Below are 14,087 nucleotides of genomic sequence, written 5' to 3'. Positions count from 1 at the left end.
GCCTCAGATCAACGCCTCCAGCTGCGGGAACTGACGCTGCAACGCGGTGAGGTACGGCGCCACGCTCGGGTGGCGGTACTTCGCCGCGAGCGCACCGTCCCCCTCGGCAGCACGCGCCAGGGCCCAGTCCGCCCGCGACAGCGCGGTGTAGACCGCGGTCACCTGGGCCCCGAGCCGGGCTTGGTCGATGCTGCCGACGCCGGGCGGCAACCCCTCGACGTACGCCTGGAGGAGGACGTCGAAGTCCTCACGCGCGGAGAGCGACCAGTAGCCGAGGTCGGCGCCGACGGGGCCACGGCCCAGGTTGGACCAGTCGATGGCGAGGACGTCCTCACCGTCACGGCCCAGCAGGTTGGCCGGGACCGGGTCCCCGTGCTGGGGCACCTGCGGCAGCTCCGCGATGGCCGTCAGGAAGTGGGCACGGCGCGACCAGAGCCGGTCCGCGAGGTCAGCGACCGTGGTCCGCGCGAGTGTCGTCCAGCCACCCCGTCGCTCCGTGGTGGCCAGCCGGTCCGCGAGCTGGTTGTGCGCGAGCCAGCCGTGATCCCCGATCTCGGCACCCGCGAAGCGCCCGAGGGCTCGGGCAACGAACGGACCAGTGAGATGCACCGGCTCGACCGCGGCATAGGCGAAGGTGACCCCTTCGGAATCCTCGTCCATCCGCGCCACTGCCGGCCCCCGGAGCCCGGGCGTCGCCTCGACGACACCGGAAGCGGCCACGTCAGCAGCTCGCCGCCAGTACGCCGCGTGGCGCCGCATCTCCAGCTCAGGCGCGTCATCCGGGGTCGGAGCGGTGAGCCGCTTGATGATCAGGTCACCGTCACGCCAGACGCCGAGCGTCGACGCACCCATCCCGCTCTGCAGGCGCTGCCAGTGCGCCTCGGGCTGCCACATGGCCGCAGGCTAGCGGCGATGGGGGCCCACGTCAGGCATTGACGACGTGGACCTGGACAGAGATTGCCCGCACGATCGCCTCCTCGAGCACGCTGCGGCGCGGATCAGGGACCGTGAGGAAGGGCCCCTTGACGGAAAGGGAGCGCAGAGCGGGCTCCTCGAGCACGGCCTCGACGGCTGTCCGGTCACCGCCGACGACGACCGGGCCGGTCAACCCGCCGAGGATCCGCGCGGCATGGCCTGCCGCCGCGTCGTACGCCTGACGCGCCTGGTTGTCGCGCCTGCGGGCGAATCGCTGCTGGCTCTGGCCCCCTGCCTTGGTGCGCCCCTGGACATGGCGCTGCCCGGTCTTGCTCTCCCCCACCGTCGTCCCGGCGAGCCGTGCGACCGCGAAGCCGCCCTTCCTGACCAGCAGCACGCCCCAGTCAGCCGGAACCGCCTGCTCTGCGGCCGCCGCGAAGCCAGTCGCCTCCGGCTCCCCCGTGTACGCCGCGTCGAAGGGCAACCGCGCCACGAACCACGAGCGGTCGCTCGCGTCGCCTCGTAGGGCGCCGTCGGCCAGCGTGTAGGTCGCCCCGCCGTGGCCCTCGGCGAAGTTGGCCACCCAGCGGGGCAACCGGGGCGGCGGCACGAAGACGGTGTTCACAACCCCTGACGCTAGCGGTCGGCGAGGTCTACCTTCGAAGGCATGACCGAGCTCCTGCCTGCACTGCCCAGCGACACCTTCGAGCGTGTGCTCTGCGTGGTCGCGCATCCTGACGACATGGAATACGGCGCGTCGGCGGCCGTTGCCGCGTGGACGGCGTCCGGTGTCGAGGTCCGTTACCTGCTGCTGACCCGCGGCGAGGCGGGCATCGACACGATGCAACCCGAGGAGACCGCGCGCCTCCGGATGGAGGAGCAGCGGACCGGCTGTCGTGCCGTCGGTGTCGAGCGGGTCGACTTCCTGGAGCACCCGGACGGGATGCTGGTCTACGGGCTCGACCTGCGCCGCGACATCGCCCGAGCGATCCGCGAGTTCCGCCCCGACGCCGTCGTCACCGGCGCGTGGGACGTGGAGTTCATGGGCATGCTCAACCAGGCTGACCACCGTGCTGCCGGCCTGGCAACCCTTGACGCCGTGCGCGACGCGGGCAACCGCTGGGTCTTCACCGACCTGGTCGACGAGGGGCTCACGCCCCACAGCCCCCGCTGGTTCATCGTCAGCGGTGCCGACAACCCGACACACGGCGTCGACGTGACCGGTGCCCCGATCGAGGCTGGCGTCGCCTCGCTCGAGGCGCACGAGGCCTACCTCGCCGCGCTCCCCTGGCACCCGGCGCCCCGCGACCTGATCGAGTGGATCACCACGGCACAGGGCCAGGCGATGGGGGTGCCGAACGCGGTGCTCTTCCGCGCGTGGGACTTCCAGGCCCCGATCGAGATGTAGTCACTGCTGGTAGATGACCGCGAACCGCTCGAGCACGACGTCCGGCCCGGGTGCCTCGTCTGCGGAGCACCCGAAGAAGCGCGCGTGGTCGGCCCGCCAGGTCGCCAGCGCGCGGTCGCCCTCCCCCTCGAGCCACGCATGCTCCGCGTCGACGTCGGCAAACGGGACCACCCGCACCTCCGTGGTCGCGAGCAGAGCCCGCGGGTTGCCCGCACCGTCGATCACGATGCCGAGCGTCCCGGGTTCGGGCAGCGGCTCGTCCTCCGCGGCGTAGTCGGACGCAAGGCTCGCGGTCGCGGTCTTGGTGCCGTCGAGCACCAGGCGCAGCAGGCGGTCAGCGAGCTCCGCGCTGTCCCCGAAGGACCATGCTGGTGGCGGCACGGCGCCCAGAGGCGTCGCGCCGAAGTAGCCCGGGATGTCCACCAGGCGCGCGTGCTCGCGCGCCAGGTTCCAGAAGTGGTTGAGCGCGTCCTCTGCCATACGCCCAACCTAGTCCGGAGGTATCGGTCAGACGTTGAAGCCGAGGGCGCGCAGCTGCTCGCGGCCGTCGTCGGTGATCTTGTCCGGGCCCCACGGCGGCATCCAGACCCAGTTGATCGCGACCTCGGAGGCGAGTCCCTCGAGTGCGGCGTTGGTCTGGTCGGTGATGACGTCGGTCAGCGGGCAGGCCGCGGACGTCAGCGTCATGTCGAGAGTGACGTTGGTGCCCTCGACGTGGACGCCGTAGACCAGGCCCAGGTCGACGACGTTGATCCCGAGCTCGGGGTCGACGACGTCCTTCATCGCCTCGGTGACCTCTTCGACCGTGGTGGTGCTCATGCGTTCTCCTCCTGGGCGACGATCTGAGCCGTCGCGTCCTTCCACGCCATCCATGACAGCAAAGCGCACTTCACGCGTGCCGGGAACTTCGCTACACCCGCGAAGGCGATGCCGTCCTCCAGCACGTCCTCGTCGGGTTCGATCTTGCCCTTGCCCTGCATCAGCGTCTGGAACGTCTCGTGGATGCCCATCGCCTCGTCGACGGTCTTGCCGATCACCAGGTCCGCCAGCACGGAGGCCGACGCCTGGGAGATCGAGCAACCCATCGAGTCGTAGGAGACGTCCTCCACCACACCGTTGCTCAGGTGCACGCGCAGCGTGATCTCGTCACCGCACGTGGGGTTGACGTGGTGCACCTCTGCCTCGAAGGGGTCCCGCAGGCCCTTGTGGAGTGGGTTCTTGTAGTGGTCCAGGATGATGTCCTGGTACAGCGCATCGAGATCCATCGTGCTCACACCAACTTGAAGTAAGAGCGGGTGTATTCCAGGCCGTCGACCAACGCGTCGATCTCGGCCGGGGTCGTGTAGAGGTACGACGACATCCGCGTTGAGGCCTGGACGCCGAAGCGCTGGTGCGCCGGCTTGGCGCAGTGGTGCCCGGCGCGCACGGCGACGCCGCGGCTGTCGAGCACCTGGGCGATGTCGTGCGGGTGCACGCCCTCGAGCTCGAAGGAGATCGCGCCACCACGAGCCGCTGCGTCAGCGGGGCCCAGGATGGTCAGCCCGGGAATCGTCCGCAGGCCAGCGAGCGCGTAGCCGGTGATCGCCTGCTCGTGGGCGTGGATCCGGTCCAGCCCGACATGGCCGAGGTACTCGACCGCGGCACCGAGACCGACGGCTTCGACGATCGGCGGGGTGCCGGCCTCGAAGCGGTGCGGGATCCCGGCGTACGTCGACTTCGCCATCGTCACCGTGGCGATCATCTCCCCGCCGCCGAGGAACGGAGGCAGCTGGGCAAGCACGTCGCCGCGGCCCCACAGGACGCCGATGCCGGTCGGGCCGACGACCTTGTGACCGGTAAAGGCCACGAAGTCGGGGCGCTCCTCGGGGGCCATGCCTGCGAGGTTGATCGGCAGCACGGGAGCAGCCTGCGCCGCGTCGACGACGACGAGCGCGCCGACCTCGTGCGCACGCCGCGTGATCGCGGCCACCGGGTTGATCGTGCCAAGCATGTTGGACACCCAGGTGAAGGAGACGACCTTGGTGCGCTCGGTGATCAGCTCGTCGATGTTGGACAGGTCCAGCTGGCCGTCGTCGGTCACCCCGAACCACTTCAGCGTCGCGCCCGTGCGCTCGGTGAGCAGCTGCCACGGCACGATGTTGGAGTGGTGCTCCATCTCGGTGATGACGATCTCGTCACCCGGCCCCACCTGGAACGGTCCCGACCAGGCGAGCGTGTTGGCGACCAGGTTGATCGCCTCGGAGGCGTTCTTCGTGAAGATCACCTCGTCGCGCGACGGTGCACCGAGGAACGCCGCGACCTTGTCACGACCCTCCTCGAACGCCTCGGTCGACTCCGCACCGAGCTGGTGCATGGCGCGCGCGATGTTCGCGTTGTGACGCTCCAGGTGGTCGACCATCGTGTCGATGACGATCTGGGGCTTCTGGGAGGTGTTCGCGCTGTCGAGGTAGACCAGCGGCTGACCACCCGCGAGGGTGCGCTCAAGGATCGGGAAGTCCTTGCGGATCACTTCCAGATCGGAGAGCAGGCCCGGGAGGGCCAGCTGGCCAGGGGCGCCAGTCATGATCAGACCAGTTCCTGCTGGTCAGCCTTGATGTACTTGTCGTAGCCCTCGGCCTCGAGCTGGTCGGCCAGCTCCGGGCCACCCTCTTCGGCGATGCGGCCGTTGACGAAGACGTGGACGAAGTCCGGCTTCACGTAGCGCAGGATGCGCGTGTAGTGCGTGATCAGCAGGACACCCTTGCCGTCGCGCTCGGCGAAGCGGTTGATGCCGTCGGAGACGACCTTCAGCGCGTCGATGTCGAGGCCGGAGTCGATCTCGTCGAGGAGCGCGACCTTCGGGTCGAGCAGGTCGAGCTGGGCGATCTCGTGGCGCTTCTTCTCGCCACCGGAGAAGCCCTCGTTGACCGAGCGAGCGGAGAACGTCGGGTCGAGGTTCATCTTCTCGAGCGCGCCGTTGACGTCCTTGACCCAGGTGCGGAGCTTCGGGGACTCACCGTCGAGGGCGGTCTTCGCAGTGCGCAGGAAGTTCGAGACCGAGACGCCGGGGACCTCGACGGGGTACTGCATGGCCAGGAAGAGTCCGGCCCGCGCGCGCTCGTCGACGGACATCGCGAGGACGTCCTCGCCGTCGAGGGTCACGGTGCCCCCGGTGATGGTGTACTTCGGGTGACCCGCGATCGAGTAGGCCAGCGTCGACTTGCCCGAGCCGTTGGGGCCCATGATGGCGTGCGTCGAGCCGTCCTCGATGGTGAGGGTGACGCCCTTGAGGATCTCCTTGGCACCGTCCTCGGTCTCGACGGTGACGTGCAGGTCCTTGATCTCCAGCGTGCTCATCTGTGTCTCTCTCTTCCGAAAAATTTGTGGGGTCAGCTCGGCTGGACGCCGTTGAGCGTGGTCGTCGTGTCGACGTAGATCGATCGGACGCCGTCGCCGTCGTCCTTGATTTCCACAGGGAACGTTGCGACCGGCTCGGTGGCAGGGAACGACGTGGGCTTGCCGGTGCGCAGGTCGAAGTGCGAGCCGTGCAGCCAGCACTCGATGCGGCAGTCCTCGACCTCGCCCTCGCTCAACGCGACGGCTGCGTGCGAGCAGAGGTCCTGCAGCGCGAAGACCTCGTCCTCGTGGCGGGCGATCGCCAGGTCGTAGCGGTCGACGGTGACCGCGAGGGCCTCGTCGGTCGGCACGTCGGCAAGCGCGCAGGCGCGGACGAAGGCCATCAGGCGCTCGCCTCAGCCGGCTCGACGAGCTCGGCGAGGACGGTCTTGGCCAGCTCGGCCTCGACGGTCGCGAAGAGGCTCTCCTCGAGCTCCGGCACGTCGATCTTGCGGATCAGGTCGTTGAAGAAGCCGTGCACGACCAGGCGGCGGGCTTCCTTCTCGTCGATGCCGCGCGAGCGGAGGTAGAAGAGCTGCTCGTCGTCGAAGCGGCCGGTCGCGGACGCGTGGCCCGCGCCCTCGATCTCGCCGGTCTCGATCTCCAGGTTGGGCACGGAGTCGGCGCGGCAACCGTCGGTGAGGACCAGGTTGCGGTTCTCCTCGTAGGTCTCGATGCCCTCGGCGACCTTGCGGATCAGGACGTTACCGATCCAGACCGTGTGGGCGCCCTCGCCCTGCAGCGCACCCTTGTAGACCACGTGGCTCTTGGTGTTGGGCGCGGTGTGGTCGACGAAGAGACGGTGCTCGATGTACTGGCCGGCGTCGGCGAAGTACAGGCCGAGCATCTCGACGGAGCCGCCCGGGCCGGCGTACTCGGCGGTGGTGTCGTGGCGGACCACGTCACCGCCGAACGTGACGTCGACGTGCTTGAAGGTGGCGTCGCGGCCGACCTTGATGTGGCGGTGGCCCACGTGGACGGCGTCGTCGGCCCAGTCGTCGATGGAGACGACAGTGAGCTGCGCGCCGTCGCCGACCACGATCTCGACGTTGTCGGCCAGCGTCATCGAGCCCTCGAAGCGGAACACGACCGTCGCCTTGGAGAACGGCTCGGCGGTGAGCACGACGTGGGTCGCGGTCGCCTCGTCCTCGTCGGTGGCAGTGCCCTTGAGGGTCACGAAGATCGGCTCGTCGGCAACCAGCTCGGTCGGGATCCGGACCGAGAGGGTGCGCTTTGCGGCCTCCCAGGCACGAGCGCTGATCCGGTCGATCGGGATGAACCCACTGGTGCCGCGAACGGCGTCGGCGGCCGTGCCGTGGAGCCGGTCGACGAGCACGCCCGAGGGCGCGTCGATCACGGCGTCGTAGGCCGAGCCGCCGAGCGGCGCGGAGTCGTGGAGGCCACGGAGTCGCTTGATCGGCGTGAAGCGCCAGATCTCCTCACGGCCCGTAGGAACCGTGTGGTCGGCCAGCTCGAACGAGCCCACGGGGTGGAGGTGGGACTCCACCCGCTCCAGGGCAGCGGCGAGGTTGTCTGCAGTAACAGTCACGTCAGGTCTTTCGTCATTCGGGGAAGGCGGTGCCAGAGAGATGGCCAGTGAGAGGGAGGGCCGGCGTCAGCCGACCGAGCCTTCCATCTGCAGCTCGATCAGCCGGTTCAGCTCGAGGGCGTACTCCATCGGGAGCTCCTTCGCGATCGGCTCGACGAAGCCGCGCACGATCATCGCCATGGCCTCGTCCTGCTCCATGCCACGGGACATGAGGTAGAAGAGCTGGTCGTCGGAGACCTTCGAGACGGACGCCTCGTGGCCCATCGACACGTCGTCCTCGCGGATGTCGACGTAGGGGTACGTGTCCGAGCGCGAGATCTGGTCGACCAGGAGCGCGTCGCACAGCACGTTGCTCTTGGAGCCGTAGGCACCCTCGTTGATCTGGATCAGACCGCGGTACGACGTGCGGCCACCGCCGCGCGCAACCGACTTCGACAGGATCGACGAAGAGGTGTGGGGAGCCGCGTGCACCATCTTGGCGCCGGCGTCCTGGTGCTGGCCCTCGCCCGCGAAGGCGATCGACAGGGTCTCGCCCTTGGCGTGCTCGCCCATCAGGTAGACGGCGGGGTACTTCATGGTGACCTTGGAGCCGATGTTGCCGTCGACCCACTCCATCGTCGCGCCGGCTTCGCAGACCGCGCGCTTGGTGACGAGGTTGTAGACGTTGTTCGACCAGTTCTGGATGGTCGTGTAGCGGCAACGACCACCCTTCTTCACGATGATCTCGACGACCGCGGAGTGCAGCGAGTCCGACGAGTAGATCGGCGCGGTGCAGCCCTCGACGTAGTGCACGTAGGCGTCCTCGTCGACGATGATCAGCGTGCGCTCGAACTGGCCCATGTTCTCGGTGTTGATCCGGAAGTAGGCCTGCAGCGGGATGTCCACGTGGACGCCCTTGGGCACGTAGATGAACGAGCCACCGGACCACACGGCGGTGTTCAGCGCGGCGAACTTGTTGTCGCCGACCGGGATGACCGTGCCGAAGTACTCCTGGAAGAGCTCCGGCTGCTCGCGAAGCGCGGTGTCGGTGTCGAGGAAGAGCACGCCCTGCTCCTCGAGGTCCTCACGGATCGAGTGGTAGACGACCTCGGACTCGTACTGGGCGGCGACACCGGAGACCAGGCGCTGCTTCTCCGCCTCCGGGATGCCGAGCTTGTCGTAGGTGTTCTTGATGTCCTCGGGGAGGTCGTCCCAGGTCGCGGCCTGCTTCTCGCTCGACCGGACGAAGTACTTGATGTTGTCGAAGTCGATGCCCGACAGGTCAGAACCCCAGTTGGGCATGGGCTTGCGGCCGAAGAGCTTCAGGCCCTTCAGGCGGAGGTCGAGCATCCACTGCGGCTCGGACTTCTTCGAGGAGATGTCGCGCACGACCTCGTCGTTGAGCCCACGCTTGGCGTTGGCGCCGACGTCGTTCTTGTCGGCCCAGCCGAACTCGTACTTGCCGATGCCCTTGAGCTCCGGGTTGAGTTCTTCGATGCTCGGGGTGGTCGCGGTCATGTCGACGCTCCGTCCTTGTTGACAGGGATCTGGGGAATGCAAGTCGTGCACACGCCGTCGCCGTGCGCGATGGTCGCGAGTCGCTGCACGTGACGACCGAGGACGTGGCTGAAAGCCTCGGTCTCGGCCTCGCACAGCTGCGGGAACTCGTGGGCCACGTGGGACACGGGGCAGTGCTGCTGGCACAGCTGCTCACCGATCGGCAGCTGACGTACGCCGGCGGCGTAGCCACCGCTGGTCAGCACCTCGGCCAGGGCCTCGGCCGGGCTCAGCTCCGGGCGGGCGGTGGTGACCTCGGCGAAGTCGCGCTCGATGAACTCCACGCGCTTGCGCGCGAACGCGACGACTGCCTCCTCGCCCTGGGTGTCGCGGAGGAACCGCAACGCCTGCGTGGCGAGGTCGTCGTACTGGTTCTCGAGCTGGTCACGGCCCGCGGGCGTCAGCTTGAAGACGCGTGCCGGGCGACCGCGGCCACGGGTGCCGGGCATGACGTGCTGCTCGGCCGACTCGAGGGTGCCGGCCTCGGCCAGGTGGTCGAGGTGACGGCGCACCGCCGCGGGGGTCAGGTCGAGCTCGGCGGCCAGGTCGGCAGCCGTGCGGGGCCCGTGCTCGGCGATCGAACGGACCACGCGCGCACGCGTCGGAGCGTCCCCTTCAGGGGTCGCTGCGGGAGTCCGGTCGAATTGCACAACATCATTGTGACGTTAATAGACCGCCCCCTTCAAGGAAGGGTCACCTAACTTGAGGGGGGCGGTCGGTGTCGATCGCGGGATCTGTCAGGAATCGGTGCGCTTCCGGAACGCACGCACCGCCAGCGGGGCCATGACCGCCGTGATGATGACGACCCAGATCAGGGTCGACAGCACCGGGTGGTGCAGCGGGAAGGCCGCGCTCGCGGGCACGCCGTCGGGGTCGTTGCCCCACAGGTTGCGCACTGCCTGGACCAGCGACGAGATCGGGTTCCACTCGGCGATGGCCTGCAGCCACGCGGGCATCGGGTCGGTCGGCGCAAAGGTGTTGGCGAGGAACGTGATCGGGAACATCGTCGCGAACATCAGGCCGTTGACGGCCTCGACCGAACGCATGGCCGAGCCGACGAGGATGCCGACCCAGATCATCGCGAAGCCCCAGAGCAGCAGCAGCGCGTAGCCGAGCACTGCGTCGACGAAGCTCCCCCGGATGCGCCAGCCGATCAGCAGGCCGGTCACCGACATGACGACGAGTCCGATGCTCGAGTGGATCAGGCTGGAGATGCTCCGCCCGACCAGGACGGCGGACGAGTTGATCGGCAGCGAGCGCATGCGGTCGACGATGCCCTTGTCGAGGTCGGCGGTGAGGCCGAGCGCGACGATGAACGAGGCGAAGGTGATGGTCTGGCCCATGATGCCGCCGAGCAACCACTCCCGGTAGCCGGCCTGCGAGTCCGTCTGGATCGACGCTCCGAAGACGAAGGCGAAGAGCAGGACGAACATCACCGGCTGGATCGTCACGTCGAGCAGCATCTCCGGCATGCGCCGGATGTGGGTCAGGTTGCGGCGCACGATCACCAGGGACTGGCGCAGCAGGCTGGTCTGGTGGATCGCGGTGTCAACGGGCATGGGCTCGCCCGACTGGGTCTCGAGACTGGTCATGCGAGTGCCTCCTCGGCGGACTCGGCGGGCGCGGCGTCCTCGGCACGGTGGCCGGTGAGGTGCAGGAAGACGTCGTCGAGGCTCGGGCGCTTGAGCCCGAGGTCGTCGAGCTCGATTGCGCTGTCCGCGAAGACCGCCGCGATGCGGGTCATGTCGGCCAGGCCGTTTGCCGCGACGGTGAACTGTCGCGCGCCCGGGTCGAGGTGGACCTCGCTCACCGAGGTGCGGATCAGCCGCTCAGCCTCGGCCAGGTCGTCGGCGCGCGACACGGTCACGACGATGGACGCCTTGCCGGCGGCGTCCTTGAGCTGGAGCGGCGTGCCCTGGGCGATCACCGTGCCCCGGTCGATGACGACGATGTCGTCCGCGAGGTGGTCGGCCTCCTCCAGGTACTGAGTCGTGAGGAGCAGTGTGGTGCCCTCCGACACCAGGTCGCGCAGCACCGCCCACAGCTCCACGCGGCTGCGTGGGTCGAGCCCCGTGGTCGGCTCGTCCAGGAAGAGCACGGGCGGGTGGGCGATGAGGCTGACGGCGAGGTCGAGCCGCCTGCGCATGCCACCGGAGTAGCCCTTCGCGATCCGGCCCGCCGCCTCGGTCAGGGAGAAGCGCTCGAGCAGCTCATCGCTGCGCCGCTTGACGTCCGCGGACGGGAGGCCATAGAGCGAGCCGATCAGGCGGAGGTTCTCCCGGCCGGTCAACAGCTCGTCAACGGTCGCGGCCTGGCCGGTCAGGCCGAGTCGTGCGCGCACCTGGCGCGGCTGCTCTCGGACGTCGAAGCCGGCAACCCGGGCGGTGCCCGAGGTCGGCCTGGTCAGGGTGGTCATCATGCGAACGGTGGTCGTCTTGCCTGCCCCGTTGGGCCCGAGCAGGCCCAGGACGGTGCCCTGCGGGACGGAGAAGCTCACTCCGTCCACCGCCACCGTGTCGCCATAGTGCTTCACCAGGTTGTCGGCCTCGATGGCCGGTCGTGTGGTCATGCCAAAGACCCTAGAGCGGGCCACCGACAAGGGCATCCGACTTTGGTTCCTAGACTGTCCGCCGTGACCGATGCTCCCCACCCGGACGGCCCTGCCGTCCTCATTGACGGACTGGTCATGCGCTACGGCGACAAGACTGCCGTGGACGGCCTCTCCCTCTCCGTGGAGCGCGGCACGATCACCGCTGTGCTGGGCCCGAACGGAGCCGGCAAGACCACGACGCTCGAGACCTGCGAGGGATTCCGCAAACCGCAATCCGGCACGGTCCGGGTGCTGGGCCTCGACCCGATCGCCCAGCGACGCGAGCTGCTCCCCCGCATCGGCGTGATGCTGCAGGCCGGCGGCGCGTGGTCCGGGGTGCGCGCGGTCGAGATGCTGCGACACATGGCTGCGCTCCACGCCCATCCGCTCCCGGTGGAGTTGCTCGTCGAGCGGCTCGGCCTCGAGGAGTGTGGCTCCACCCCCTACCGCCGCCTCTCCGGCGGCCAGCAGCAGCGCCTGGGGCTCGCCATGGCGCTCATCGGCCGGCCTGAGCTGGTCTTCGTCGACGAGCCGACGGCCGGCATGGACCCTGCTGCGCGGCGTACGACGTGGGAGCTGCTCCAGGAGCTCCGCGACTCGGGCGTGACCGTCGTCCTCACCACGCACTACCTGGAGGAGGCCGAGCGTCTCGCCGACCAGGTGCACGTCATCGACCGGGGTCGCGTGATCGCCTCCGGCTCGCCGTTCGAGCTCACCCGGTCGCGCGGCCACGCCACCATCCGCCTGGTCGTCACCGAGCCGTTCCCGCCGGACGCACCTGCAGGGCTGCAGGCCGACCTCGGTCCCGACACCGAGGTGATCGCCATCAACGAGCAGTCACTGCTGATCTCGGGCCCCGCCGACGCGAGCACCCTGGCCAAGGTCTCGGCGTGGTGTGCCCACCACGGCGTACTTCCTGAGTCCCTGACCCTCGGCCAGCGCACCCTCGAGGACGTCTTCCTGCAGCTCACCGGAAGGGAGCTCGAGGCATGAGCACCGTCTCGCCGTTCGCGCCCGCCCCCGGAGCGGCGCCCCTGCACCAGCAGGTCCGCGCCCAGGCCGCCATGGAGACCAAGCTGCTGCTCCGCAACGGCGAGCAGCTCCTGCTCGCCGTCGTCATCCCGGTCCTCGCTCTCGTCGGTGGAGTGATCGGTGCCAACCAACTCGGCCTCGACTTCGACGCCCCGGTGGTCGACGTCCTCACCCCGGGCGTCCTCGCGCTGGCCGTCCTCTCGACGTCGTTCACCTCGCTCGCGATCGCCACTGGGTTCGAACGGCGCTACGGCCTGATCAAGCGGCTCGGAGCCTCGCCGCTCCCCCGCCACGGGCTGCTGCTGGGCAAGGTCATCGCCATCTTCGTGGTGCAGGTGTTCCAGGCGATCGTGATCTGCGGCGTGGCCGTCGCGCTGGGATGGACGCCGGACGGAGGCGTCGTCGGTCTGCCCGTTGCGCTGGTCGGGACCTTCCTGGGCACGCTCGCCTTCGGCTCGCTCGGTCTGCTGATGGCCGGCACGCTCCGCGCCGAGGCAACGCTGGCCGCAGCCAACCTCGTCTACCTGCTGCTCCTGATGGGTGGCGGCGTGGTGCTCCCCCGCGACACCTACGGCGCTGCCGGCGAGGTGCTCCGGTTCCTGCCGTCCGGAGCACTCGGCGACGCACTGCGCGGTGGCCTGACCGACGGCCGCTGCGATGCGGTCGCCATGGTGACCCTGGCGGTCTGGGCCGTGATCGGCTCGGTCCTGGCCGGGCGCTACTTCAAGTGGGAGTGAGACAGATGTACGCCGGCACCTCTGCCCTCGCGCAGCGCGCCCTGTGGTGGTCCGCGATCGCCAACCTCGTGGTCAACATCGGGATCGTGGTGACCGGTGGCGCTGTCCGGCTGACCGGCTCCGGTCTCGGCTGTCCGACCTGGCCACGGTGCACCGAGGAGTCCTACGTCCCGCACTCCGCGCTCGGCATCCACGGCGCGATCGAGTTCGGCAACCGCATGCTCACCTTCGTGCTGGTCGCCGTCGCGGTGACCTGCTGGGCCCTCGCCCTGGTCCACCTGCTCCGCAGCACCCGTGACGCTCGCGGCCGTCGCGACCGGCGGGCACGGACGGCGTACTGGCTCTCGACCGCCATCGCCCTCGGGATCCCCGCCCAGGCGATCCTCGGCGGGATCACCGTCCTGACCGACCTCAACCCGTGGATCGTCGCAGGGCACCTGCTGGTCTCGATGGTCATGGTCGGGCTCTGCGTCTGGCTGATCGACGCGCTCGGCGGCCCGGTTCGTCCGGCCGCTGGTCGTCTGTCGGTGCGTCTGGCGTGGGCAACCGTCGCTGCCGGGGCACTGGCACTCTGGCTCGGCACCGTGGTGACCGGCTCCGGCCCCCACTCCGGCGACCAGGAGTCCAAGCGCACCGGCCTCGACCCGCAGGTCGTATCGCACGTGCACGGAGTCTCCGTCTGGCTCCTGGTCGGCTTGACGATCGCGCTGCTCGTCGTCGCTGCCCGCCGCAACGAGCGCACCCTCGCCTTCTTTGCCTCGGTCCTGCTGATCGTCGAGCTCGCCCAGGGCCTGATCGGCTACGTGCAGTACTTCACCGACCTGCCCGAGATCCTGGTCGCGATCCACATGCTCGGCGCGGCGTTGGTGGCAGCCGGCCTCGCCCGCGTCGTACTCACCACACGCGCCCGCGCCTGACACAGGGTCCGCGCCGGGTCGTTGACGG

The 14,087-nt window shown here is 69.1% G+C and carries 17 protein-coding genes; 4 read left to right on the top strand and 13 right to left on the bottom strand.

Annotated features, from left to right (window positions below):
* Positions 1–3 precede the first annotated feature (3 nt).
* Together D4739_RS13600 and D4739_RS13595 are read right to left on the bottom strand one after the other, a co-directional pair.
* Entirely contained in the window at positions 4–894 is an 891-nt protein-coding gene (locus tag D4739_RS13600; protein ID WP_120061125.1) for a phosphotransferase, read from the bottom strand.
* Positions 895–925: 31 nt separating this feature from the next.
* Positions 926–1,540, bottom strand: coding sequence for an acVLRF1 family peptidyl-tRNA hydrolase (locus D4739_RS13595; protein WP_120061124.1), 615 nt, complete (start codon positions 1,538–1,540; stop codon positions 926–928).
* Between the two features lie 42 nt (positions 1,541–1,582).
* On the opposite strand from D4739_RS13595, the gene D4739_RS13590 reads away from it, so the two are divergent.
* Positions 1,583–2,323 carry a PIG-L deacetylase family protein gene (locus D4739_RS13590; protein WP_120061123.1) on the top strand — a complete coding sequence of 247 codons (741 nt, stop codon included), beginning with the start codon at positions 1,583–1,585 and terminating at the stop codon, positions 2,321–2,323.
* Here the strand turns inward: D4739_RS13590 and D4739_RS13585 are convergent, their stop codons facing one another.
* The 11 genes from D4739_RS13585 to D4739_RS13535 all read right to left on the bottom strand — a co-directional run bounded on the left by D4739_RS13585 (position 2,324) and on the right by D4739_RS13535 (position 11,352).
* Positions 2,324–2,803, bottom strand: a complete 480-nt coding sequence (locus tag D4739_RS13585; RefSeq protein ID WP_120061122.1) for an ASCH domain-containing protein — start codon at positions 2,801–2,803, stop codon at positions 2,324–2,326.
* 27 nt (positions 2,804–2,830) lie between these two features.
* Entirely contained in the window at positions 2,831–3,142 is a 312-nt protein-coding gene (locus D4739_RS13580; RefSeq protein WP_120061121.1) for a metal-sulfur cluster assembly factor, read from the bottom strand.
* Positions 3,139–3,588: a Fe-S cluster assembly sulfur transfer protein SufU gene (sufU, locus tag D4739_RS13575; RefSeq protein WP_120061907.1), complete on the bottom strand. Its 450-nt coding sequence runs from the start codon at positions 3,586–3,588 to the stop codon at positions 3,139–3,141. The genes D4739_RS13580 and sufU overlap by 4 nt, the downstream gene beginning before the upstream one ends.
* Positions 3,589–3,593: 5 nt before the next feature.
* Positions 3,594–4,886, bottom strand: coding sequence for a cysteine desulfurase (locus D4739_RS13570; protein ID WP_120061120.1), 1,293 nt, complete (start codon positions 4,884–4,886; stop codon positions 3,594–3,596).
* Positions 4,887–4,888: 2 nt separating this feature from the next.
* Entirely contained in the window at positions 4,889–5,659 is a 771-nt protein-coding gene (gene sufC / locus D4739_RS13565) for a Fe-S cluster assembly ATPase SufC (RefSeq protein ID WP_120061119.1), read from the bottom strand.
* A 32-nt stretch (positions 5,660–5,691) separates the two neighbouring features.
* On the bottom strand, positions 5,692–6,042 hold the full coding sequence (locus D4739_RS13560; protein WP_120061118.1) for a non-heme iron oxygenase ferredoxin subunit: 351 nt from the start codon (positions 6,040–6,042) through the stop codon (positions 5,692–5,694).
* Positions 6,042–7,247 (bottom strand): Fe-S cluster assembly protein SufD, encoded by a 1,206-nt coding sequence (gene sufD / locus D4739_RS13555; protein WP_120061117.1) that lies wholly within the window; start codon positions 7,245–7,247, stop codon positions 6,042–6,044. The genes D4739_RS13560 and sufD overlap by 1 nt, the downstream gene beginning before the upstream one ends.
* A 66-nt stretch (positions 7,248–7,313) precedes the next feature.
* Positions 7,314–8,744, bottom strand: coding sequence for a Fe-S cluster assembly protein SufB (gene sufB, locus D4739_RS13550; RefSeq protein WP_120061116.1), 1,431 nt, complete (start codon positions 8,742–8,744; stop codon positions 7,314–7,316).
* Positions 8,741–9,433, bottom strand: a complete 693-nt coding sequence (locus D4739_RS13545) for a helix-turn-helix transcriptional regulator (RefSeq protein WP_120061115.1) — start codon at positions 9,431–9,433, stop codon at positions 8,741–8,743. Before D4739_RS13545 ends, sufB begins: the two co-directional genes overlap by 4 nt.
* Positions 9,434–9,520: 87 nt before the next feature.
* Entirely contained in the window at positions 9,521–10,375 is an 855-nt protein-coding gene (locus tag D4739_RS13540; protein ID WP_120061114.1) for an ABC transporter permease, read from the bottom strand.
* Positions 10,372–11,352 carry an ATP-binding cassette domain-containing protein gene (locus D4739_RS13535; protein WP_120061113.1) on the bottom strand — a complete coding sequence of 327 codons (981 nt, stop codon included), beginning with the start codon at positions 11,350–11,352 and terminating at the stop codon, positions 10,372–10,374. The genes D4739_RS13540 and D4739_RS13535 overlap by 4 nt, the downstream gene beginning before the upstream one ends.
* A 63-nt stretch (positions 11,353–11,415) precedes the next feature.
* Here D4739_RS13535 and D4739_RS13530 point away from each other — a divergent pair, with 63 nt between their 5' ends.
* Genes D4739_RS13530 through D4739_RS13520 form a run of 3 tightly spaced genes read left to right on the top strand, consistent with a single transcriptional unit; the run spans position 11,416 to position 14,059 of the window.
* Positions 11,416–12,366, top strand: a complete 951-nt coding sequence (locus tag D4739_RS13530; RefSeq protein ID WP_238473652.1) for an ABC transporter ATP-binding protein — start codon at positions 11,416–11,418, stop codon at positions 12,364–12,366.
* Positions 12,363–13,142, top strand: a complete 780-nt coding sequence (locus D4739_RS13525) for an ABC transporter permease (protein ID WP_120061112.1) — start codon at positions 12,363–12,365, stop codon at positions 13,140–13,142. The genes D4739_RS13530 and D4739_RS13525 overlap by 4 nt, the downstream gene beginning before the upstream one ends.
* A 5-nt stretch (positions 13,143–13,147) precedes the next feature.
* Positions 13,148–14,059, top strand: a complete 912-nt coding sequence (locus tag D4739_RS13520; RefSeq protein WP_120061111.1) for a COX15/CtaA family protein — start codon at positions 13,148–13,150, stop codon at positions 14,057–14,059.
* The last annotated feature ends 28 nt before the right edge of the window (positions 14,060–14,087 follow it).

This window comes from Nocardioides cavernaquae, assembly GCF_003600895.1.
In the GTDB taxonomy this organism is placed as follows: Bacteria; Actinomycetota; Actinomycetes; order Propionibacteriales; family Nocardioidaceae; genus Nocardioides; species Nocardioides cavernaquae.
This window is presented reverse-complemented; position numbering and strand designations above follow the sequence as displayed.